The organism is Streptomyces sp. AC555_RSS877, from assembly GCF_019049245.1.
Lineage (GTDB): Bacteria > Actinomycetota > Actinomycetes > Streptomycetales > Streptomycetaceae > Streptomyces.
In genome coordinates this window covers 178,875-199,669 of sequence record NZ_JAGMUK010000028.1, presented here as the reverse complement: position 1 = coordinate 199,669, position 20,795 = coordinate 178,875, and the positions used below count along the sequence as shown (strand labels likewise).

The window sequence follows — 20,795 nt, the reverse complement described above, 5'->3', positions numbered from 1 at the left end:
GTCCGGCACGCAACGGAAAGGCCCGACCGCTGGCGACGGGGGATGCACCAGCGATCGGGCTATGGCCCACAGTAACAAGGCTGCTTGTCCGGCGGGAGACGACTGATGAACCCCCGCATGGAGTTGTGAGCGGGATCACGCGGCCGGGCGGGCGTCCGAGGCGGCTGCGCTCACTGGTCGCACGGGGGCTCGTACGACAGACGCGGCAGGTACTCGTGCCACTTCTCCGGCGTGAGAACGCCCCGGGTGGTCGAGCAGATGTGGCTGATCGCGTCGTCGACGTCGAGGTTCCACAGCCGGACGGTGTCGGTGCCGCTGGACACGCCGAGCATGTGGCTCTTGGGGCTGAAGGACAGGAAGTTGCCGGTCTTGGCGTTGGGGCTCATCGACTGGCCGATGGGAGACGCGTGGGCGGGGTCGCCGACGTCCCAGAGCCGGACCGTGTTGTCGTTGCCGCCGCTCGCCAGGGTGTCGCCGTCCTGGTTGAAGGTCAGCGACACGACCGCCTCGGTGTGGCCCGTGAGGGGCGAGCCCTGAGGTGCTACTGCGGAGGGGGCGGTGACGTTCCAGAGCCGGACCGAGTCGTCGTCGCTGCCGCTGGCCAGCGTCCGGCCGTCCGGACTGAAGGCGAGCACGTTGACGGGCCCGCGGTGGCCGGTGAGCGGTGTGCCGAGGGCCTTCGCGCGGCGAGGGGCGGTCACGTTCCAGAGCCGGATGGTGCCGTCCGCACTGCCGCTGGTGAGGGTGCGGCCGTCCGGGCTGAAGACCAGGGACAGGACGTAGCCCTTGTGGCCGGTGAGCGGCTTGCCGAGCGGAACGACACGCGACGGGTCGCTGACGTTCCACAACTGGACGGTGCGGTCGTCGTAGGGGGTGGCCAGGGTGCGCCCGTCCGGGCTGTACGCCAGCGCGTCCGGGCCCATGTACCGGGTCCGCAGGGTGACCGGCGGCCCGTGGGGGACGGGCCGGGCCGGGTCGGTGACGTTCCACAGGCGCACCGACCGGTTCCCGGTGAGCACCGCGAGGCTGTTGCCGTCGGGGGAGAACGCCAGCGAGCGCTGGCCGCCGTCCCCGGCCAGGAACGGTTCGCTCAGCGACACCGGCCGGCCCGGAGTCTCCACGTTCCACAGCCGGACCCTGCCGTCGCGCCCGGCCGTGGCCAGCACCCGGCCGTCCGGGCGGAACGCCCCGCTGCGGCCGACCATGTCCGACGTCGGTATCGACCACAGCCGGACCTTGCTGTCGCCGCTCCCGGTGGCCAGGGTGCGGCCGTCGGGGCTGAAGCCCAGGGCGTACATCTCGCCGCTGCTCCCGGCGAGCGGCTCGCCGACCTGCGAGGGGTAGGCCGGATCGCTGACGTTCCACAGGATCGCCGTGCTGTCCGCGCTGGCGGCCGCGAGCATGGAGCCCTCGGGGCTGAAGGCCACCGACCAGATGGGACCGGTGTGGCCGGTGAGCGGCGAGCCCAGCGCCTGTGCGTGCCGGGGGTCGGCCACGTCCCACAGCCGTACGGTGCTGTCCGCGCTGCCGCTGGCCAGCGTGCGGCCGTCGGGGCTGAACGCCACGGAGTGCACGAGATCGGTGTGGCCGGTGAGCGGCGGGGCGAGCGCGCGTGCGTGCCGGGGGTCGGCCACGTCCCACAGCCGGACCGTGTCGTCGTCGGCCCCGGTCGCCAGCGTCCGCCCGTCCGGGCTGTACGCCACCGAGCGTACGGCGGCGGAGTGGCCGGTCAGGACGTCGAGCGGCTTCGGCCGGCCCGGGTCGGCCACGTCCCACAGCCGTACGGTCCGGTCCTCGCCGACCGAGGTCAGGGTTTGCCCGTCCGGGCTGAAGGCGACCAGGTAGATCGTGCCGTCATGGCCGGTCAACGGCTTGCCCAGGGGACTGGGGCGGCTCGGGTCCCGTACGTCCCACAGCCGGATCGTGCCGTCGTCCGAGGCGCTGGCCAGCGTGTGGCCGTCCGGGCCGAAGACCGCGCTGCTCACCCAGCTCTTGTGCCCGGTGAGGGGCTTGCCCAGGGGTGTCGGGCGCGTCGGGTCCTGCACGTTCCACAGGCGTACGGTCCGGTCGTAGCTGGCGGTGGCCAGGGTGCGCCCGTCCGGGCTGAACGAGGTGAGGTAGACGGCGCCGGTGTGGCCGAGCAGCGGGGTGGCGAGCGGCGCGTTCACGATCGAGAGCAGCCGGTTGTTCGTCCCCTCGTCGCCCGGCCGCAGTTCGTGGGCCACCAGGTCGAGCTGGGCGGACAGCGACGGGTCCGTGTACAGGACGCGGTCCGCTTCGGCGACCACCTGCTCGAACACCGCGTCGTTGCGCTGCTGCCACGCCATCACCGCCGCGCCGACGGCCACCATGGACAGCACGACCAGCGCCGACACCGCGCCGCGGCTGATCCAGACCGTGCGCCTGCGCAACCTGACCGAGGCGGCCAGGAAGTCCACCGCGCTGCGGGTCAGGAAGGTCTCGCCGGCGGACTTCGCCCAGCTGTGGGCCTGCTCCAGCCGCGAACCCCGGTAGAGGAGGGACGTGTCGCGGTGGGAGCCCTCCCAGGCGCGGCCGTCCTCCTCGAGGCGCTGGCGCAGCAGATGGTCGCCGCGGCCCTCGTCGATCCAGTCGCGCAGCCGGGGCCAGGCGGTCAGCAGCGCCTCGTGGGTGATCTCCACGGTCTCCGCGTCGAGCGTCACCAGCCGGGCGCGCACCAGCGCCTCCAGGGACTCCTCCGTCTTGCCCGGGTCCCTCGACTCCTCCGCCAACTGCCGTCGCGTCCCGCGCCGACGGGTCGCGTGGGTGTCCTCGCCCAGCCGGACCAGCCGCAGCAGCAGCAGTCGCGCGGCCGTGCGGGCGGCCGGGTCGAGCCCGGACCAGGCCTGCTCGGCGGTCGCCGCCACCGCCCCCTGCATGCCGCCCGCCGCTCGGTACCCGGCCAGCGTCAGGCGGCCCCCCTTCCGGCGCTGCCAGGTGGCGAGCAGGGCGTGCGACAGCAGCGGCAGCACTCCCGCGTCGTGCGCCCCGCGCGGCCCGTCGGCGCTCACCTCCCGCACGATCAGCTCCGCCAGGCCCGGCTCCATCTCCAGCCCGACAGCCTTGGCGGGCCCGGTCACCGCCTCCCGCAACTCCGCGGTGGTCAGCGGCCCGAGCACCATGTGCCGGTGCTGGAGCGCGTCGGCCAGTTCGGGATACCCGAGGCACTGCTCGTAGAAGTCGGCCCGGATGCCGAGGACCACGAGCACGGGGGCCTGCCCGCCCGGGCCGGCGGGCGTGCACGCGGCGTGCAGGAACCGGATGAACGTACGCCGGTCCGCCTCGTCGGAGCAGAGGGTGAACGTTTCCTCGAACTGGTCGATGATGACGACCGGAGCGGCGGTGTTCCCGCGCTGCGTCGCCCACGCGGTCACGGCGTCCCGTACGGCGTCGGGATCCTCCACGGCGGCCGTGAGCTGCGCGAGTCGGGGTATCCGTCCGGTCAGCTCCGCGAGCGGATCGGCGCCCGGCACGAGCTGGAGCACCTCCCGCGCCGGGGCGTCGCTCTCGTCGCCCAGCGCGCCGCGCTCCAGCGCCGGCACCAGGCCGGCGTTCAGCAGGGAGGACTTTCCGGCCCCCGAGGCGCCGACGAGCATCACCAGGCCGCCCGTTTCCTCCGCCGCACGCAGCTGGAAGACCAGGGCCTCGGTGCTCCGCTCCCGGCCGAAGAACCACCGGGCGTCCTGCTGCCGGTAGGAGGCGAGCCCGCGGTAGGGGCAGACGCCGGCCCGCTGTTCCTCCTCCTTCTCCGGAGCGGCGGCGGGGCGCTCTCCGGCCGGATCTGCCACCGCCCGCTCCCACAGCCGCTGCCACTGGGCCAGGTCGTACAGCCCGGGCGCCACCGGCGCGGGCCGCTCGCGGCGGGCGTGGGGAATCAGGACCTGCAGTACGGCGGAGAGGGCGGCGAACTGGGCGGGCACGTTCTTGGCCCGCCGCCAGTCGCTGATCCGCTGGGCGGACACCCGTACGGCCCGCCCGCGCTCGTCGACCCGATGGAGTCGTACGACCGCTTCGGACACGCTCTTGAGGGGAGGGTTGCCGGCCTCCCGGTACAACAGCGCGAGGCGTTCCGCGAAGGCCGTACGTGCCCCTGAGTCGGAACTCAAGGCGTCCACCCCTTACTTCCTTCGCGTCGGGACATCCGTACCACCGGGCTGTTCGAGCCACCGGTCCGTCCGGACCACTGGACCGCTCGGCCCGCTCGGACCACCCGACCCTCCCGTGGCACCGGTCCGTCCAAGCCACTGGACCGTCCGGACCGGAAAACCCATTTTATACGGCTGACCTGCGGTTAAGGATCCGGACGGGAACCGGAACCTCCCCAGCGGCGCCCCCTGCTGGCAGGATCACGACGCAACAGCGCAGCAAGCGGACGTCGTCCAGACAGGCCACCAGCTCAGCGCTCGGAGAGACCCTTCATGGCGCCGTACGTTCTCGGTCAACTTGCGCCGGAATCACGACACGGCGCGTCGGTCTCCTCCCATGAGCTCCAGAGCCCCGTGGAGCCGGTCCCATCCGGACCGCGCGCACACCGGCCACGGGCCCGGCCTTTCCACGATCCACGCCGACACGGCGTGGATCGACGCCGTCCGCAGGGTTCGGCACCGGTCCCCACGAGGGGAGGGACCGGTGCCGGACGACGCGTGTCGGCTGCTTCCCGCCTCAGGGGTCCTTTCACTCTGCCCGTGCGGGTCGCGCGGCCTGGCACCGCACCTCGCCGCGTTGCCGAAACGCCCACGTGGCTCCTCCCCCACGCTCGAACAACCTCGCGTGGGGGGACCCTCATCGCGGCCGCTCCGGCGCCTTGCGATGCACGGCACCAGACCACGCGACCTGATCGGACGCTCATAGTGAAAGGACCCGTCAGTCCAGCTGGAGGCGGTCGGCCAGCCCGGCGGTGGTGAACGCCTTCACGACGTCCTCGCGGCTCTCGGTGAAGTGGGCCCAGCTGTCGCAGTGCACGGGAACCACCCGGCGCGCGTCGAGGATCCGCGCCGCCTCGGCCGCCTGGGCGCTGTCCAGGACGAGCGGTTCGCCGTCGAACAGCACCGGGAAGCGTGGCGCCCCGGCGAACAGGACGGCGGTGCCGACCGGGCCGAAGCGCTCGGCGATCCGCCGGACCGCGTCGAGCGAGGCGTTGTCGCCGCTGACGTAGACGGTGGGCAGGTCCGCACCGGTCAGGACGAAGCCGACCACCTGTCCGGTGAGCGGTACGACCTCCTCGTGCGTCCCGGGCCCGTGGATCGCGGGCACGCCGGTCACCGTGACCGTGCCGCCGCCCGGGCGGTCCAGCTCGACGGACTCCCAGTCCTCAAGTCCCTTGGCGCTGCCGCCCAGGCGCTGTCCGCCGGCGGGCGTGGTGAGGGTGAGCGGGACGTCGGCGAGCAGGGCCCGGCCGGAGCGGTCGAGGTTGTCGGCGTGCTCGTCGTGCGAGAGCAGGACCACGTCGACCCGGCCGAGATCGCCGGGGGCGACGGCCGAGGGCGCGGTCTTGGTCAGGAGCGGACGGCCGGCCTCCGGGTAGTCGCCGGGCGCGTCGAAGGTGGGGTCGGTCAAAAAGCGCAGGCCGCCGTACTCGAAGAGGGCGGTGGGGCCGCCGAGGACGCGGACGGGGAGCTGCTGGTCGGTCTGCCGGTCGTTCGTGCGGGCAGCAGTCATGAAGGAAACACACCTCATGGATGGAATGGGTCTATCCGTGAGAGACGGTAGTCCTGTCTCACGGATAGCCGCAAGCCGTACCATGAGATCCATGCAGGAGACCGTGACCGCCGAGCCCGTACCGCCGCCCGCGCCGGGCGCGGAGCAGTACCTCGCCCTCGACTTCGCCAACACCGCCATCGCGCTGCCCGGCGGCCAGTTCCTCGACCTCCTCGGCACCCCCGCCGCCGCCCAACAGTGGCTGGTCGAACGCGGCCTCGCCCCGGCGGACGCCGGACTGCGGGAGATGTGCGCGGCACAACTGCGCTCTCTGCGCGAAAACATCCGGGCGCTGCTCGCGTCCCGGGTCGCCGGGCTCCCCGCCCTGCCCGCGGCACTCGCCGCCGTCAACGACGCGCTGACCCGGGTGCCCACGGCGGCCCTGCTGCACTGGGACGAGAAGAACGGCCCCTACCGCGCCGCCCCGCACCCCACCACGCAGATCGTCGACCACGCCCTGGCGACCCTCGCCGCCAACACGGCAGACCTGCTCACCGGCCCCGACGCCGAACGCCTCACCGCCTGCGGCTCCCCACCCTGCAGCCGCTACCTGCTCAAACACGGTCGCCGCCACTGGTGCTCGACCCGCTGCGGGGACCGAGCCCGCGCGGCCCGCGCCTACGCGCGCCGCACCGGCCGCGAAACGACGGACTGAACGCCCCTGCTCGAACAGGTCGTCACCCGCAGCGGCGTCGCAGCCAGAGGCGCGGCTAGAGGCGCAGCAGCCGCTGGGTGATCTCCCGGTACTGCCTCAGCGCGAGGCGGAGTTCGGTGGAGTCCGTCTCGGGGTCCCGGCCCTCCCAGCCCTCGCGAAGGAGACGCCGCTGTTCGGCGAGAGCGCTGACGATCTGCGCGGCGGCCTCGTCGAAGGCGCCCTCGGCCTCCTCCAGCGAATCCCGCGGGGCGTCGGCGAAAGCGTTGACGGCGTGTCCGAGGCGCACGCCGATCCTGTCCCGCTCGTCCGACGGGACCAGCGGTTCCGGGCCCTGGGTACGCCGCTCGGAACGGCCCGAGGTGCGGTCCGCGGGCTGCTGGGCGCGTGTCTGGTCGTACATCATCGGTGCCGCTTCCTGTTCGTCGTGCCGGATGTTCCGGAGCGGCATGGCTGCGAGCCGTGCCGCCAGTCAACGTCCGGCATCTGCCCGTGTCAACGCACACGGAATACGGTGGACTGGACGAAAACTCTCCGTATGTGGTGCTCACACCGGTCACGGACCGTCTTCCCGTTTCCGAGTGAGTCCACCCCGGCCCGCTCCTCCACAGCACGTCGCCCGTCCTCACAGGGGCAGCCCGTGTAGCGGGCAGATGACAACCCCCACGTCCACGACGGCGGCGATTCCGTCTCCTTCGGACCATACCCCGCCGTCCCACCCCCATGACGGCATGGTCGACTGGCACCGCGGCCCTCCCCACCCCCGCTGAGGCAGGGGGCGAGGAGGGCAGGGGACGTCAGGAGGCCGAAGGCGTCCAGTCGCCCAGCCAGTCCGCGACCTCCTGGCCCGCGGCCTGCGCGTCGGTCAGCAGGGGGCGGTCGGTGCTCGCGGCGCCCGCGCCCGCCCCGGTGTTCTTGTACTCGGCGAAGCGGTCGTCCTTCCACGAGAAGCCGCTCATGTCGGTCCAGGGGGTGGTCCGGATCGCGGCGCTGAGGCTGGTGTTGCGGACCGTGGTCTGCGGGTCGAGGGCGGCGTCGCCGCCGGCGTGCCAGGGGCGGCCGAGGTAGAAGGTGCGGTCGGAGACGTCGCCGTTGACGGTGGAGTTGGCGATCAGGATGCCCTTGCGGCCCGCCACCGTGCTCGGGGCGGTGACGTAACCGGCCGAGGTGCCGTTCCAGCGCTTCTTGAGGGTGATGACCGACCGGTCGATCACCGCGGTCGCCCGGCCGAAGATAAAGTCGACGTTGCCGATGACGTAGGAGTTCGCCATGTAGACGCGACCCAGCTTGTCCTTCGCCGCGGTGTCCACCAGCAGGGTGTCCTGGTCGCCGCTGACGATGACGGAGTCCAGGAAGACCTTGTCGGCCGCGGTGCGCAGGGCGACGGCCTGGTGGCCGGAGAGGGACTGGTTGGCGGCCTCGTCGAAGTCGTTGGAGATGGTCAGGTTGCGGGCCTGGAAGTCGTCCGCCTCGACGGCCACCGTGGCGCTGCCCCCGGTGCCGTACGTGCCCCCGCCGGGCTTGGGGGTGCCCGACGCGTTGTTGTAGACGATCACCGTGTCCTTGCGGCTGCCGCCCGTGCCCTGGATGGTGACGTGCGGCTTGTTGGCGGGGACCTTGACGAGCTCGCGGTACGTCCCCGGCTTCACGGAGATGACGACCCGCGAGGGGTTGTTCGCCGGTACGGCGTTCACCGCGGCCTGCACGGTCGCGTACTGCCCGCTGCCGTCCTTGGCGACGGTGAGGGTGGTGGCAGCGGCGGCCGCGGCGCCGGCGGTCGTGGCAGCCGTCGAGGTGCCGATCGAACTCCTCGGGCCCACCCCCGACTTCAGCAGCGCGGGCACGTCCGCCGTCTTGTCCGGCGTGTAGGCGTAGTACGTCTTCGGGTCGAAGGCGGTACCGCCGCTCTCGTTGCGTCCGCTGGTCCCGACGAACGTGTTGCCCTTCTGGACGATGCTCGCGGTGCTGTCCTTGATGACGGGGTTCTTCATGCCCTGGAAGTAGGAGTTCTCCAGGACCATCTTGGTCGCGCCGCGCGAGTAGTTGCCGTAGGAGGAGTTGATGCCGGTGCCGGCGACGTCCTCCAGGAAGTTGTTGTAGAGATGCGCGTGGGCCGCGTTGTCGGTCGACGGGTTGCGCTGCTCGGTCTCGCGGATCCAGTTGTGGTGGATCGTGATGTCGGTGACGACGTTCTCGGTCCAGCCGATGCCGAAGGCCTTGTTGTCCTGGCTGAGCTTGTTCCAGGACACGGTCACGTTCGTGGTGTCCTTGCGGACGTCGATCAGCCCGTCGGCCATGTTCCGCAGGTCGTTGTGGTCGATCCAGACGTGGTGGGCGCCGTCCATCTGGATGGCGTCGAAGTCGTGGTCCTTGTCGTTCCAGACGCCCTGGTACGCGTCCCGGATGGTGAGGTTCCGGATGATCACGTTGTGGACGCCGGTGCCGAGGAAGAACCCGCCGCCGACGATGTGCCCGGAGGTCCCCGCGCCGACGATCGTCTTGTCGGAGGCGACCTTGATCTCCTTGCCGACCGGGTTCATGTTGATGGTGGCGGCCACGACGATGACGTACGGCTCGGCGGCGGTCGCGTACTTCTCCAGGTCCGCGAGCGTCTTCACGGTGACGGTCCTGCCGTCCCGGCCGCCGTACGTGCCGTTCTGTCCCAGGGCGTTGACGGAGGCGAAGCCGTCGGCGGTGGCGGTCGCCCAGGCGGGGGCCGCGGCGGCGGAGGCCGTCCTCTGAACGTCCTGACCGAAGACGCCGAGGTCCGTTCCGTAGGCGAGAGTTCCGGCGGCGGTCAGCGCCAGGGGGACGCCGACCGCCAGCGCGGTCTTCCTCCTGCGGTGGCGGGGCTTGCTGCGGGTTTCACTCACGACTGCATCCGATCGAGTCAAGTGACAGGGGGATCACATCACTTGCTGGTCGGAGCTGGTGGGCAAAAGGTTGCCGCGAAAGGCCTCAGGCTCCGGTCAGGCGCAGGTCTTCCAGACCCCGATCACGCGCAGGTCTTCGGGTCCAGCTTCTGCTCCCACTTGTCCTCCCGGCCGTCGGGCTGGCCGTTGGGCAGGAGCTTGTCGGAGGTGCCGTCGATGTAGTAGCCGTAGGAGTAGACCGTGTTGTAGCCCCGGTCGCGCCAACTGTGCACGGTCTTGCGGCCGTCGCCCTTGTCCCACTCGTAGTCCTCGACGTAGAAGACCGGGTTGACGCGCACCACGCGCTGGTACGGCGTCCAGGTCACGGCGACCTGGGTGCACGGCGGGATCGTCTTCTCGCTGCGGCGCTCGAAGGACGAGGTCTTCTCCCAGCCCCACTCGTAGCCGGCGCTGCCACCCGCGGTACCCGAGAAGATGCTCTTGGCGAGGGAGAGGCTGATCGAGGCACCGACGCTCTTCTTCGCGAACGTCTTGGTGCTGTAGCTGCTGACGAAGGTCTCCTTGTCGTCCTTCGAGCCCCGGTTGCCGATCCAGGGGGAGACGCGGACCGGCTCGCCCTTGGTGGACCAGGTCGAGGCCTGTGCGTAGCCGCACCAGCCGCGGAAGACCTCCCACGGCCCGGCGGGTATCCACAGCGGGACCACGTCCCGCAGGTACTCGTCGCGGGTCTTGAACTCGCCGGTGTCGACGTTGAGGGCGCCGTAGACGCCCGTCAGGCTTCCCTCCTGCTCACAGAGCCGCTCGATCATCAGGTCGGTGTTGCCGGGGTCGGTGCCCCGGATGTTCGTCGCTCCGCCCGGGCCGCTGCCGGCCGCCTGCGCGGAGCCGGTGCCGGCCAGCAGGCCGGTCAGGGCGAGGGCGGTTGAGGCGGTGATCAGGGCGCTCTTCCTGAGTGCCTTGCGAGGTGATGTGCGGATGAGTCGCATGGGGGGTGGCTCATTCCTGAGTGCAGTGCACAGGTGCGTGGGGCACCTGTCTGACAGCCCAGGAAGATTGCAGAGAACTCACGAGTAGGGTCGGAAGTGCGTGAGGAATGACAGGACATTGACAGGGAGGCGGGGCTGCCTGTCGGTCTTTGCCCGCTTAGGGCCTGTCCGGCGGATCATGCCGCAGACGCGGGGCCTGGCGCCGATCTGCCGCGTTGTCGTCGGTTGCCGACTCCTCGCTCGAGCGGGGGGACCCTCATCGCGTCGACGCCCTCCTCCGCCTTGCAGCTCGACGCGCCAGGCCCCGCTCACCTGCGTCGACGAGGCGCTGCGGATGTCCTGCGACTTGATCCGCCGGACAGGCCCTAAGTGAGCAACTCCGCGAGCGCGTCCGCGAAGCGGACGAACCAGTCCCGCCGAGCCCCTCCGCGAGCGACCCGGAATCCGTGCCGGCGTCCGTGGAACGCGGTCCGGACCGCGTGGAACTGGGCCCACCGCCGGACCCGTTCGCGGTCGAGCTCCGCCGCCTCGGCGAAGACCTCCAGAGCGCGGTGCGCGGCCTTGGACAGGTCGTCGGCGGCCAGCAGGGCGAGGGCACGCGACTTCAGCAGGGTGCCGCCGTCGTAGGCGGGATCTCCCGCGTACCCCTTGGGGTCGACGGCCAGCCACGGCTCACGGTCGGCGCGCAGGATGTTCCGAGCGTGGAGGTCACCGTGGATCAGGGTGTCCGGCTGGACGCGTCCCAGCTCGCGCACGGTCGCGACGGCGGCATCCAGCACGCGGCCCGGCAGGCCGTGTTCCAGCTCGCCGGCGTCCCGGCGCAGCTCTTCCTCCCAGCCGTCGGCCTGCTCCCGCAGCCGGGGCAGCCCGGGCGGCGCCGGAACGGCCAACCTGCGGTTGAGCCGCCCCGCGACGGTGACGATCCTGTCCTCGTCCCCGTCCTCGACCTCTCCCAGGGACTGCGTCCCGACCCGCTCCAGCAGCATCGCGAACCGCTCGTCGTCGCGTGCGTACAGCAGGACGGCCCCCCGCCCGTCCCACGCGGCGAACGCGTCCGGCTCATGGACGTTGCCAGGATGCGGGAACGACACCTTCAGTACGGCGCCCGGCCCGTCGCCCCGTCTTGGCCGCACGGGGACGATCACGCCGACGCCGCCGTGCAGCACCTCGCCGTCCGGTACGCGGTTCCAGCGATCGAGCAACTGGCCGACGAGGTCGGGCAGTCCGGCGATCCACGCCGCCCCTGCCTCCCCCTCGCGCTCCACGGTGCACCGTACGAACGTCTCCGGTACCGGAATCATCCGGGCACCCTACGGCAGCGGGGCCGCCACCGGCTCGGCCGGCGGAGGCGTCGGCGCCCCCGGCAGCCGTACGGTCGCCACCGTGCCGCCGCCCTCCGCGCGGGCCAGGGTGACCTCGCCGCCCGCCTGTTCCACGGTGCGGGCGACGATCGACAGGCCGAGACCCGAGCCCGGCAGGGCCCGCGCGCTGGGGGAACGCCAGAAGCGGTCGAAGACGTGCGGAAGTTCCTCGGCGGGGATGCCCGGGCCGTGGTCGCGGACGGTGAGCACGCCGTCGGTGAGCTGCACCTCCACGGTGCCGCCCTCGGGACTGAACTTCACGGCGTTGTCGAGGATGTTGACGACCGCGCGCTCCAACGCGGCAGGTTCCGCGCGGACGAACCAGGGCTCCAGGTCGGCGGTGATGGTCAGCTCGGGCCCGCGCAGCCGCGCCCGGCGCAGGGCCGACTCGACGGCGTCCTCCAGCGCGACCACCTGAAGACGCTCACCCCGCTGCCCCTCCGAGCGGGACAGCTCCTGAAGGTCGCCTATGAGAGCGGCCAGCTCGGTCATCTGCGCCTTGACGGAGGCGAGGAGCGCCTTCCGGTCGGCCTCCGGAATGGGGCGGCCGGTCTCCTCGCTGCGGGTGAGGAGCTCGATGTTCGTGCGGAGGGAGGTGAGGGGGGTGCGGAGTTCGTGACCGGCGTCCGCGATGAGCTGCTGCTGGAGCTCGCGGGAGTTGGCCAGGGACGACGTCATCGAGTTGAAGGAGCGGGAGAGACGGGCGACCTCGTCCTCCCTGTCCTCGTCCACGGGGATGCGGATGCTCAGGTCCTCCGTGCGGGCCACGTGTTCGACGGCCTCGGTGAGCTTGTCGACGGGGCGGAGCCCGGCCCGGGCGACCATGAGTCCGGCGGCGCCGGCGCCGACGACTCCGACGCCGGAGACCAGGAGCAGGATCAGGGCGAGTTCGTTGAGGGTGGACTGGGTGCTCTTCAGCGGTACGGCGACGACGATTCCGACGTGGGGTCCGGCCTCCCCGGTGACGGTCTTGGTGGGGCCCAGCGGCCGGGTCATCACGCGGACCGCGTTGCCGTCCCCGTCGGTGCCGTTGCGGAAGTAGATCCGGGACAGGTCCCCGTTCTCGATCTGGTCCTTGTCGGACTGCGTGACCTTGATCGTGCCCGTGGAGTCGTCGGTGACGCAGATCTTCCCGTCCTCCGTGACCACCTGGGAGTAGCTGCTCCTGAAGAAACCGGTGCCCTGCGGGGTCGCGGAACAGTTGGCGAGGGCGAACTCGGCCTGCTGGATCTGCGCCGGCCCTTTCGTTCCCCTCTGCAGATCGCTGTTCAGCTGCTCGTACAGCTTCCCCTGCACGATGAACCAGCAGGTGACCGAGACCGCCGCCACCGCGAACGCCACCGCGGCCGCCACCAGCATCGCCAGCCGCGACCGGATCGGCAGTGACCGGAACCGGCGTACGACCTTGTTCACTCCGCCCCGCCCTGCCGCAGCACATACCCCACGCCCCGAACCGTGTGCACGAGCCGCGGCTCGCCGCCCGCCTCGGTCTTGCGGCGCAGGTACATGACGTAGACGTCAAGGGAGTTGGAGCTCGGCTCGAAGTCGAAGCCCCAGACCGCCTTGAGGATCTGCTCACGGGTCAGCACCTGGCGTGGGTGTGCCATGAACATCTCCAGCAGCGTGAACTCCGTACGGGTCAGCTCCACCGGCCGCCCGGCCCGGGTGACTTCCCGCGTCGCGAGGTCCATGCGCAGATCCGCGAAGGTCAGTGCCTCGTCCGCCTCGACCGCGCCCGCCCCGGCCGCCGCCGCGTACGAGCTGCGGCGCAGCAGCGCGCGGACGCGGGCGAACAACTCGTCGAGTTCGAAGGGCTTGACCAGGTAGTCGTCCGCCCCCGCGTCCAGTCCCGTCACCCGGTCGCCGACCGTGTCGCGGGCCGTCAGCATCAGGATGGGGGTGGTGTCGCCCGCGGCGCGGATCCGGCGGGCGGCGGTCAGGCCGTCCATGCGGGGCATCTGGATGTCGAGGACGACCAGGTCGGGCTGGTACACGGCCGCCTTCTCCAGGGCGTCCGCGCCGTCGACCGCGACCTCCGTGCCGTAGCCCTCGAAGGCGAGGCTGCGCTGGAGCGCTTCGCGCACCGCCGGCTCGTCGTCGACGATCAGGATGCGCTGGGTGTCACGGTCGCCTTCGGCGGGGCTCATGGGCTTGGGATTCCTCGGGTGCGGTGTGAGAACAGGGGGGGCTGCGGGGTGCTGAAGGCTTTCAGCCTCGCATGCTTCCCGGCTGGCGCTGAAGGACGAGCTGGGCGGGATCAGCCGCGTACGGTACGGCGGCGGCTGCGCGCGGCACTCGCGCGGCGGCCCGCGCCGTGGGCGACGGCGGCCACCTCCGGCGCCCGCGTTTCCGGCGCGTGCAGCTCGTACGCCACCTCGAGGGCCAGGGCGAAGCCGGCCGGGTCGGTGCCGGTCACCGCATGCGAAACCTGCTTGATCATGACGTACTCCCTACGGACGGGGTCGGATCGGGCTCAGCTGTCGGAACCGCCGGCCCGCAGCGTGGCCAGGTCGGACTTGACGGTGTTGATCGGGATGGCGAAGCCGAGACCCACGCTGCCGGCGCTCGACGAGCTGGTGGCGTCGGCGGCCGAGTACATCGCGGAGTTGATGCCGATGATGTTGCCGTTCATGTCGATGAGCGCGCCGCCGGAGTTGCCGGGGTTCAGCGAGGCGTCGGTCTGGAGCGCCTTGTACGTGGTCGTCGACGAACCGGTGTCGCCGTTGAACTGCCGGCCGCCGAACTCGAACGGCCACTGGCCGCCGCCGCTCTGGCCCTGGCCCTGGCTCTCGTCGGTCGAGACGGTGACGTCACGGTCCAGAGCGGAGACGATGCCGCTGGTGACGGTGCCGGTCAGGCCCTCGGGGGAGCCGATCGCCACGACCGTGTCGCCGACCTGGACGCCGCTGGAGTCGCCGAGGGTGGCCACGGTCAGGCCGGAGGCGTTCTCCAGCTTGATCAGGGCGAGGTCCTTCTTGCTGTCGGTGCCGACGACCTTCGCGGTGTACGTCTTGCCGTCGCTGGTGCTGACCTTGATCGAGGAGGCGCCGGACACGACGTGGTTGTTGGTGATGATCTCGCCGTCGCCGGTGATGATCACGCCGGAGCCGGTGGACTCGCCGGCGTTGGAGGCGGCGTTGATCTCGACGATGCTCGGGCTGACCGCCTTGGCGACCCCGGCGACCGTGCCCTTGGCGGCGGACGGGATCACGTTGGTGCTGGTGCTGCTGGTGGCGACCGTGTCGTTGCCGGTCAGCTCCTGGATGCCGTACGCGGTACCGCCGCCTATGGCCGCGGCGACGATCGCCACGGCGGCGAGCAGGGCGAGCGGACCACGGGTGCGCTTCCTGGGCGCCGGGGCCGCGTGCCCGGCGGGCACGGCCGTACCGCCGCCGTTGCCGTCACCGCCGCCGTAGGCACCCTGGGCCGCGAATCCGGCCGGTGCGGACGCCTGCGAGGCCTGGGACGGCCACACGGTGGTGCCCGGCTCGACGGTGACCGGCTGCACGGGCTGGTGCGCCGGAGGGGGCGGCCACTCGGGGTTCACGGGGGAGGCGGAGGCCTGCTGCTGGGGGTACGCCGACTGCAGGGGGTCGGGAGTCTGGTCGCCGTGACCCTGGGGGTTCTCGTACTCGCCGCTGCGGCGGAAGCTCTCGGTCATGACAGGTAGCCTGTCCGCCGACCATGAGAGCTCCCTGAGCGCTTGCTGAGAACCCCGGCAGAACCTCGTACGTCCGATGTGAAGACGTCTCTCGCAGCTCGGCGACGTCTCTCAGAAAGTCTTCACGAAGGCCCTTCGGACCTCACGCGCAGCCGCAGGACTGCCGCACCACGAGCCGCGAGGGAAACACCTTCAGCCGCTCCCGACGGGAGCCCGCCACTCGCACCCCGTCGTCGAGGACGAGGTCCACGGCGGCCCGCGCCATCGCGGAGCGGTCCGATGCGACCGTGGTCAGGGGCGGGTCGGCGAGGGCCGCTTCCTTGATGTCGTCGAAGCCGACCACCGCCAGCTCGCCGGGGACGTCGATACGCAGCTCGCGCGCCGCGCGCAGCAGGCCGATCGCCTGGTCGTCGGTGGAGCAGAAGATCGCGGGCGGGCGGTTGGGCCCGGCGAGGATCTTGAGGGCGGCCTGGTAGGCGTCGTAGCGGTTGTACAGGGCCTCGAAGAGCCGGCCCTCGGTGGGGATCCCGGCCTCGGCCATCGCGCGCCGCCAGCCTTCCACGTGGTCGGAGACCGGGTCGCCGACTGACGGGGTCTCGGCTATGCCGCCCATACAGGCGACGTACGCGTAGCCGTGTTCCAGCAGGTGGGTCACGGCGAGGTGGGCGCCGCCCAGGTCGTCGGTGACGACGGCGACGTCGTCGATGGCCTCGGGCCGCTCGTGCAGCAGCACGACCCTGGCGTCCCAGGCGTCGATCTCGGCGGCGGCGTTGTCGTTGAGGGCGTGGCTGACGAGGATGAGTCCGGACACGCGCATTCCGAGGAAGGCGCGCAGGTAGTGGACCTCGCGTTCGCCGATGTAGTCGGAGTTGCCGACGAGCACCATTTTCCCGCGCTCGGACGCCGCCTGTTCGACCGCGTGTGCCATCTCCCCGAAGAAGGGCTGGCGGGCGTCCGGCACGATCAGGCCTATGAGGTCCGTGCGACGGGACGCCATCGCCTGGGCGACGCGGTCCGGCCGGTACCCCAGTTCCTTGATCGCGGCGAGGACACGCTCGCGCGTGGCCGGGGCAACCGGCCGGGGTCCGTTGTTGATGACATAGCTGACGACGGCAGTGGACGTCCCCGCCAGTCGTGCTACGTCATCCCTGGTTACCTTGGCCACGGGCGGAGTCTACGCGGATGGACCCGCTCTGGGCAGGGCGTCAAGCAGGCTCCCTGTGCGGAAGCCGTGCCCGGCCCGAGCGGCTGGGCGTGCGTCACGCCTCCGCGGGGATCTCCGCGCCGTCCAGGGCGGCCGCCTCGTCCGCATCCTCCGGCTTTGACTGGGCCGCCTTGGCCTTCGCCTCGTCGGTGGCGCGGTCGCCCTTCTCCGGAGTAACGAATCGATAACCGACGTTCCGGACGGTCCCGATCAGCGACTCGTGCTCGGGTCCGAGCTTGGCGCGCAGCCGTCGTACGTGGACGTCGACCGTGCGGGTGCCGCCGAAGTAGTCGTAGCCCCAGACCTCCTGCAGCAGCTGGGCGCGCGTGAAGACGCGGCCCGGGTGCTGGGCGAGGTACTTCAGGAGCTCGAACTCCTTGAAGGTGAGGTCGAGGACGCGGCCCTTGAGCTTGGCGGAGTAGGTCGCCTCGTCGACCGACAGGTCGCCGTTGCGGATCTCCATGGGGGAGTCGTCGTTGACGATCTGCTGGCGGCCCATGGCCAGTCGCAGACGTGCCTCGACCTCGGCCGGTCCGGCGGTGTCGAGGAGTACGTCGTCGATGCCCCAGTCGGCGGTGACGGCGGCGAGGCCGCCCTCGGTCACGACGAGGATGAGTGGACAGCCGGGCCCGGTGGACCGCAGCAGCTGGCACAGGCTGCGGACCTGCGGGAGGTCGCGGCGGCCGTCGATGAGAATGACGTCGGCGCCCGGGGTGTCGACGAGGGCGGGGCCTTCGGCCGGAGCCACCCGCACGTTGTGCAGCAGCAGGCCGAGGGCGGGAAGCACCTCCGTCGACGGCTGGAGGGCATTGGTCAGGAGCAGCAGAGAACTCATACGTCTGGTTCCTCCTCGGTCCCTGCGAGGACGTTTGCGGCACTGCGGCACTGCGGACTGCTCTGCATTCCCGGGGCCCCGTACACCTGCGGTTATCCGCTCGTATACAACGCGTCCGAAAGCACAAAAGGACCCGGGGGCTACGCTGCCCGAGTCCTCTGCCTAGGAGAATAGCCCACATGAGCACTGGTCGGGCAGGTCATGTGGCGCGTTCCACCATTCGTCCGCACTCCGAGACGAGTAGACGCGCACCTATCCGGACGTTTCTGCACACGGCCGACGGTATTTCCATTGATTCCGTATACGACCCGGGTGCGGTCGTATACGACGCCGGAAGGCCACCTTCCCGTGACCTCGTGTTCGTGATCGCGCACGGTTTCACCGGCGACGTGGACCGCCCTCACGTACGCCGGATCGCGCGGGCGTTCGCCCAGTACGGGGCCGTGGTCACGTTCTCCTTCCGTGGCCACGGCGCCTCCGGCGGGCGCTCCACGGTCGGTGACCGCGAGGTGCTCGATCTCGCCGCTGCGGTGGCGTGGGCGCGTTCCTTCGGGCACGCGCGCGTGGCCACCGTCGGCTTCTCCATGGGCGGCTCGGTGGCGCTGCGGCACGCGGCGTTGCACCCGCCGGAGGGATCGGGGCGCGCGGGGCGCACGGAAGCGCACACCGACGCGGTCGTTTCGGTGAGCGCTCCCGCCCGCTGGTACTACCGGGGCACGGCCCCTATGCGCCGTCTCCACTGGCTGGTAACGCGCCCCGAGGGCCGCCTGGTGGGCCGCTACGGACTGCGGACGCGCATCCACCACCGGGAGTGGGAGCCGGTACCGATGTCCCCGGTGGAGGCGGTGCCGCAGATCGCCCCGAGGCCCCTGCTCATCGTCCACGGCGACCGGGACGGCTACTTCCCGCTCGATCACCCCCGCATGCTGGCCACCGCCGCCGGTGACCACGGCGAACTGTGGCTGGAGCCCGGCATGGGGCACGCGGAGCACGCGGCCACCGACGAGCTGCTGGCCCGGATCGGGGACTGGGCGGTCTCGCGGCCGGGCTAGCCTGGCCGTGTACACCGCCGATTGATTGAGGAACCGATGCCAAAGGTCACGGTGCGCTACTGGGCCGCCGCGAAGGCCGCGGCCCAGATCGCCGAGGAGCCGTTCGACGCGGCCACGCTCGCCGAGGCGCTCGACGCCGTACGCGGGCGACACCCCGGCGAGCTGGTGCGCGTCCTGCAGCGATGCTCGTTCCTCGTCGACGGTGACCCGGTCGGCACCCGCGCACATGAGACGGTACGGCTGGCCGACGGCGGCACGGTCGAGGTGCTGCCGCCGTTCGCAGGAGGGTGACGATGAGCGACCAGCCGTATGAGGGCGGTACTCCGTACCGGCCCCAGCAGGGGCACGACGGACACGAGGGACAAGAGGGGTACGACCCCTACTGGCAGCAGGCCTACGAGGAACAGCAGGCCGCCCAGCAGTCGCAGCAGTGGCAGGGGCAGACCTGGGAGACGCAGGTGCAGCAGCCGGTGTCGGCCGCGGAGACGGCGTACATGCCGCAGCAGACCCCGGCACAGTCGACGTACGACGCCTACGGAGCTCATCAGCTCCCGCAGCCGACGCCTCAGCAGCCTCAGCAGCCCCAGCCTCCGCAGACACATGCGCATGCGAGCGCACCCCAGGAACCGGCTCCCGGCTACGGCCCCGCCACCGCGACCGGCAACGCCCGCGTCAGCGACGCGCAGCGGGCCCGTCTCGAGGGGCGTTCCCCGATCATCGAGCCCGGTATGCAGCCCGCCGCGCTCACCGCGCTGCTCGGCCTGCTCCTGTCAGGTACGGCGGCCATCGGGTCCTACGCCCTCCTCGTACCGCTCGTCCTCCTCCAGGCGGTCACGGCGGCGGGCTGGTTCCGGCTCAACGGCATGTGGCCCGCCCGGCAGGGCATCGCCCTCGCCTTCCTGGGGGCGCTGGTCGCGGATGCCGTGCTGCTCGCGGCCGGCCGCGAGAACGGGCCCGCCGCGATCCTCGGCACGCTGGGCGTCTGGGTCCTGCTGTCCCTCGTCCTCCAACTGCGTTCGCACGCCGACCCGGACGAGCGGATGTACGGCCTGATGGCCACGGTCGCCTCCGCGGCGCTGGCGATCGTCGCGGCCGGCCACCTCGCCGCCGACCCGGACGCGGTCACGGTCGGCGCGGCCGCGGTGGCCGTTGCCGTCCTCGCCCGCGCGCTGCCCCTGCCGACGCCGGCCTCCGTGATCGTCTCCCTGCTCGCCGCGGCGGGCGCGGGCATCGCGGTCGGCGCCATGACGGGTCTCGGCCCGGACGGCGCGCTGCTCGGGGCGGGCGCGGCGGTGTGCGCGCTGATCGGCCACCGGGTCGCGAGTTACGACTACCCGTCGCGCTTCGTGCACTTCACGGCGGGCGTGGCCCTCCCCCTGGCGACGGCCGCACCGGCGGTCTACGTGCTGGGACGGGCATGGGGGTAAGCCGGGGACGGTCGGGTCGTCGGCGCCCTTCGTCTGCGGCTCAGTTCCCGTGCGGCACCGGCCCCTCCCCTCCTGTCACAGCTGATCGACAATTTTCCGGCCCCCGCCCGGCTCGGGGTTACTCTCACGCTCGATGGCCACCCGGCCGTCAACCGACCGTCGTCCGACCGCCGTCGTGGGGAACACCGCATGCGCGCACTGCGAATACTTCTGATCCTCGTCGTCATCTTCGGCGGCCTGTTCGTCCTCGCCGACCGCCTCGCGGTCAACTTCGCGGAGGACGAGGCGGCGGGCAAGCTGAAGACCACCGAGGGTCTGGCCGTCACCCCCGACGTCTCCATCAAGGGCTTCCCGTTCCTCACCCAGGTCGTCGGCGGTGAACTCGACGACGTCGAGGTCGGCATCAAGGACTACGAGGCGGACACCGGCAACGGCGACCAGACGATCCGTATCGACGACCTCAAGGCGAACATGAGGGGCGTCGAGTTCTCCGGCGACTACAGCTCCGCCACCGCGAACAGCGCCACCGGCACCGCGTCCATCACGTACGACGAGCTGCTCAAGACCGCCAAGTCCGAGCCCACCCAGCTGGCCCCCGGCGTCACCGCCAACGTTGTCGGCCTCTCCGACGGCGGCAAGGGCAAGATCAAGGTGGAGATCGAGGCGACGGTGCTCGGCACCAGGCTGCCGGAGCCGGTCTACGTCCTCAGCACGGTCACCGCCGAGGGCGACATGGTGAAGGTGCACGCCGACACGCTGCCCACGTTCGGCGGCGTCGACCTCGCCGAGAGCCGGGCCCGGACGGTCACCGACTTCGAGCAGAAGATCGACGGACTGCCCGGCGGCGTCCAGCTCGACAAGGTGCAGGCGGCGAAGAACGGTGTGGAGATCACGGTGCAGGGTTCGAACGTCCGGCTGGCCGGGTAAACAGTCCTGAGCTCATGGGACGGGGCTGTCCGACTCGCGAGACGCCGCCGTCCGTACCGCAGATGTGATGACGGATACGTCCGCCCGGGAACCGTGCAGCCA

At 71.4% G+C, this 20,795-nt stretch carries 17 protein-coding genes; 5 read left to right on the top strand and 12 right to left on the bottom strand.

Annotated features, from left to right (window positions below):
* Positions 1–170 precede the first annotated feature (170 nt).
* Together KUM49_RS13600 and KUM49_RS13595 are read right to left on the bottom strand one after the other, a co-directional pair.
* Positions 171–4,133 carry a hypothetical protein gene (locus KUM49_RS13600; protein ID WP_217237051.1) on the bottom strand — a complete coding sequence of 1,321 codons (3,963 nt, stop codon included), beginning with the start codon at positions 4,131–4,133 and terminating at the stop codon, positions 171–173.
* A gap of 748 nt (positions 4,134–4,881) precedes the next feature.
* Positions 4,882–5,676: an MBL fold metallo-hydrolase gene (locus tag KUM49_RS13595; RefSeq protein ID WP_217237050.1), complete on the bottom strand. Its 795-nt coding sequence runs from the start codon at positions 5,674–5,676 to the stop codon at positions 4,882–4,884.
* Between the two features lie 91 nt (positions 5,677–5,767).
* On the opposite strand from KUM49_RS13595, the gene KUM49_RS13590 reads away from it, so the two are divergent.
* Positions 5,768–6,370 (top strand): ABATE domain-containing protein, encoded by a 603-nt coding sequence (locus KUM49_RS13590; RefSeq protein ID WP_217237049.1) that lies wholly within the window; start codon positions 5,768–5,770, stop codon positions 6,368–6,370.
* A gap of 55 nt (positions 6,371–6,425) precedes the next feature.
* Here the strand turns inward: KUM49_RS13590 and KUM49_RS13585 are convergent, their stop codons facing one another.
* From KUM49_RS13585 to KUM49_RS13540, 10 genes are all read right to left on the bottom strand, one after another.
* Positions 6,426–6,773 carry a hypothetical protein gene (locus KUM49_RS13585; RefSeq protein ID WP_217237083.1) on the bottom strand — a complete coding sequence of 116 codons (348 nt, stop codon included), beginning with the start codon at positions 6,771–6,773 and terminating at the stop codon, positions 6,426–6,428.
* A gap of 391 nt (positions 6,774–7,164) precedes the next feature.
* The gene (locus tag KUM49_RS13580) at positions 7,165–9,240 is read right to left on the bottom strand and encodes a pectinesterase family protein (protein ID WP_217237048.1); all 2,076 of its coding nucleotides are present in this window, start codon (positions 9,238–9,240) and stop codon (positions 7,165–7,167) included.
* Positions 9,241–9,362: 122 nt separating this feature from the next.
* On the bottom strand, positions 9,363–10,226 hold the full coding sequence (locus tag KUM49_RS13575; protein ID WP_217237047.1) for a hypothetical protein: 864 nt from the start codon (positions 10,224–10,226) through the stop codon (positions 9,363–9,365).
* 365 nt (positions 10,227–10,591) lie between these two features.
* Entirely contained in the window at positions 10,592–11,527 is a 936-nt protein-coding gene (locus KUM49_RS13570; protein WP_217237046.1) for an aminoglycoside phosphotransferase family protein, read from the bottom strand.
* Positions 11,528–11,536: 9 nt separating this feature from the next.
* Positions 11,537–13,000, bottom strand: coding sequence for a HAMP domain-containing sensor histidine kinase (locus KUM49_RS13565; protein WP_217237045.1), 1,464 nt, complete (start codon positions 12,998–13,000; stop codon positions 11,537–11,539).
* Positions 12,997–13,734, bottom strand: coding sequence for a response regulator transcription factor (locus KUM49_RS13560; RefSeq protein ID WP_217237044.1), 738 nt, complete (start codon positions 13,732–13,734; stop codon positions 12,997–12,999). Before KUM49_RS13560 ends, KUM49_RS13565 begins: the two co-directional genes overlap by 4 nt.
* Before the next feature lie 110 nt (positions 13,735–13,844).
* A complete protein-coding gene (locus KUM49_RS13555; protein ID WP_217237043.1) occupies positions 13,845–14,027 on the bottom strand; it encodes a hypothetical protein in 183 nt (60 codons plus the stop codon).
* A gap of 33 nt (positions 14,028–14,060) precedes the next feature.
* The gene (locus KUM49_RS13550) at positions 14,061–15,248 is read right to left on the bottom strand and encodes a S1C family serine protease (RefSeq protein ID WP_217237042.1); all 1,188 of its coding nucleotides are present in this window, start codon (positions 15,246–15,248) and stop codon (positions 14,061–14,063) included.
* A 142-nt stretch (positions 15,249–15,390) separates the two neighbouring features.
* Positions 15,391–16,413: a LacI family DNA-binding transcriptional regulator gene (locus KUM49_RS13545; protein ID WP_217237041.1), complete on the bottom strand. Its 1,023-nt coding sequence runs from the start codon at positions 16,411–16,413 to the stop codon at positions 15,391–15,393.
* Positions 16,414–16,507: 94 nt separating this feature from the next.
* Positions 16,508–17,287, bottom strand: a complete 780-nt coding sequence (locus tag KUM49_RS13540) for a response regulator transcription factor (protein WP_217237040.1) — start codon at positions 17,285–17,287, stop codon at positions 16,508–16,510.
* A 179-nt stretch (positions 17,288–17,466) separates the two neighbouring features.
* Between KUM49_RS13540 and KUM49_RS13535 the strand changes: the two genes are divergently transcribed.
* From KUM49_RS13535 to KUM49_RS13520, 4 genes are all read left to right on the top strand, one after another.
* Positions 17,467–18,339, top strand: a complete 873-nt coding sequence (locus tag KUM49_RS13535) for an alpha/beta hydrolase (protein WP_217237039.1) — start codon at positions 17,467–17,469, stop codon at positions 18,337–18,339.
* A gap of 36 nt (positions 18,340–18,375) precedes the next feature.
* Positions 18,376–18,630 (top strand): MoaD/ThiS family protein, encoded by a 255-nt coding sequence (locus tag KUM49_RS13530; RefSeq protein ID WP_217237038.1) that lies wholly within the window; start codon positions 18,376–18,378, stop codon positions 18,628–18,630.
* Positions 18,631–18,632: 2 nt separating this feature from the next.
* Positions 18,633–19,766, top strand: coding sequence for a hypothetical protein (locus tag KUM49_RS13525; RefSeq protein ID WP_217237037.1), 1,134 nt, complete (start codon positions 18,633–18,635; stop codon positions 19,764–19,766).
* A 189-nt stretch (positions 19,767–19,955) separates the two neighbouring features.
* Positions 19,956–20,693 (top strand): DUF2993 domain-containing protein, encoded by a 738-nt coding sequence (locus KUM49_RS13520; RefSeq protein WP_217237036.1) that lies wholly within the window; start codon positions 19,956–19,958, stop codon positions 20,691–20,693.
* Positions 20,694–20,795: the final 102 nt, after the last annotated feature.

What these genes read in the sequence shown, in the direction of transcription:
- KUM49_RS13595 (WP_217237050.1), bottom strand. Translation starts at nt 5,676, where the DNA reads ATGACTGCTGCCCGCACGAACGACCGGCAGACCGACCAGCAGCTCCCC.
- KUM49_RS13590 (WP_217237049.1), top strand. Translation starts at nt 5,768, where the DNA reads ATGCAGGAGACCGTGACCGCCGAGCCCGTACCGCCGCCCGCGCCGGGC.
- KUM49_RS13585 (WP_217237083.1), bottom strand. Translation starts at nt 6,773, where the DNA reads ATGATGTACGACCAGACACGCGCCCAGCAGCCCGCGGACCGCACCTCG.
- KUM49_RS13575 (WP_217237047.1), bottom strand. Translation starts at nt 10,226, where the DNA reads ATGCGACTCATCCGCACATCACCTCGCAAGGCACTCAGGAAGAGCGCC.
- KUM49_RS13570 (WP_217237046.1), bottom strand. Translation starts at nt 11,527, where the DNA reads ATGATTCCGGTACCGGAGACGTTCGTACGGTGCACCGTGGAGCGCGAG.
- KUM49_RS13560 (WP_217237044.1), bottom strand. Translation starts at nt 13,734, where the DNA reads ATGAGCCCCGCCGAAGGCGACCGTGACACCCAGCGCATCCTGATCGTC.
- KUM49_RS13555 (WP_217237043.1), bottom strand. Translation starts at nt 14,027, where the DNA reads ATGATCAAGCAGGTTTCGCATGCGGTGACCGGCACCGACCCGGCCGGC.
- KUM49_RS13550 (WP_217237042.1), bottom strand. Translation starts at nt 15,248, where the DNA reads ATGACCGAGAGCTTCCGCCGCAGCGGCGAGTACGAGAACCCCCAGGGT.
- KUM49_RS13540 (WP_217237040.1), bottom strand. Translation starts at nt 17,287, where the DNA reads ATGAGTTCTCTGCTGCTCCTGACCAATGCCCTCCAGCCGTCGACGGAG.
- KUM49_RS13535 (WP_217237039.1), top strand. Translation starts at nt 17,467, where the DNA reads ATGAGCACTGGTCGGGCAGGTCATGTGGCGCGTTCCACCATTCGTCCG.
- KUM49_RS13530 (WP_217237038.1), top strand. Translation starts at nt 18,376, where the DNA reads ATGCCAAAGGTCACGGTGCGCTACTGGGCCGCCGCGAAGGCCGCGGCC.
- KUM49_RS13525 (WP_217237037.1), top strand. Translation starts at nt 18,633, where the DNA reads ATGAGCGACCAGCCGTATGAGGGCGGTACTCCGTACCGGCCCCAGCAG.
- KUM49_RS13520 (WP_217237036.1), top strand. Translation starts at nt 19,956, where the DNA reads ATGCGCGCACTGCGAATACTTCTGATCCTCGTCGTCATCTTCGGCGGC.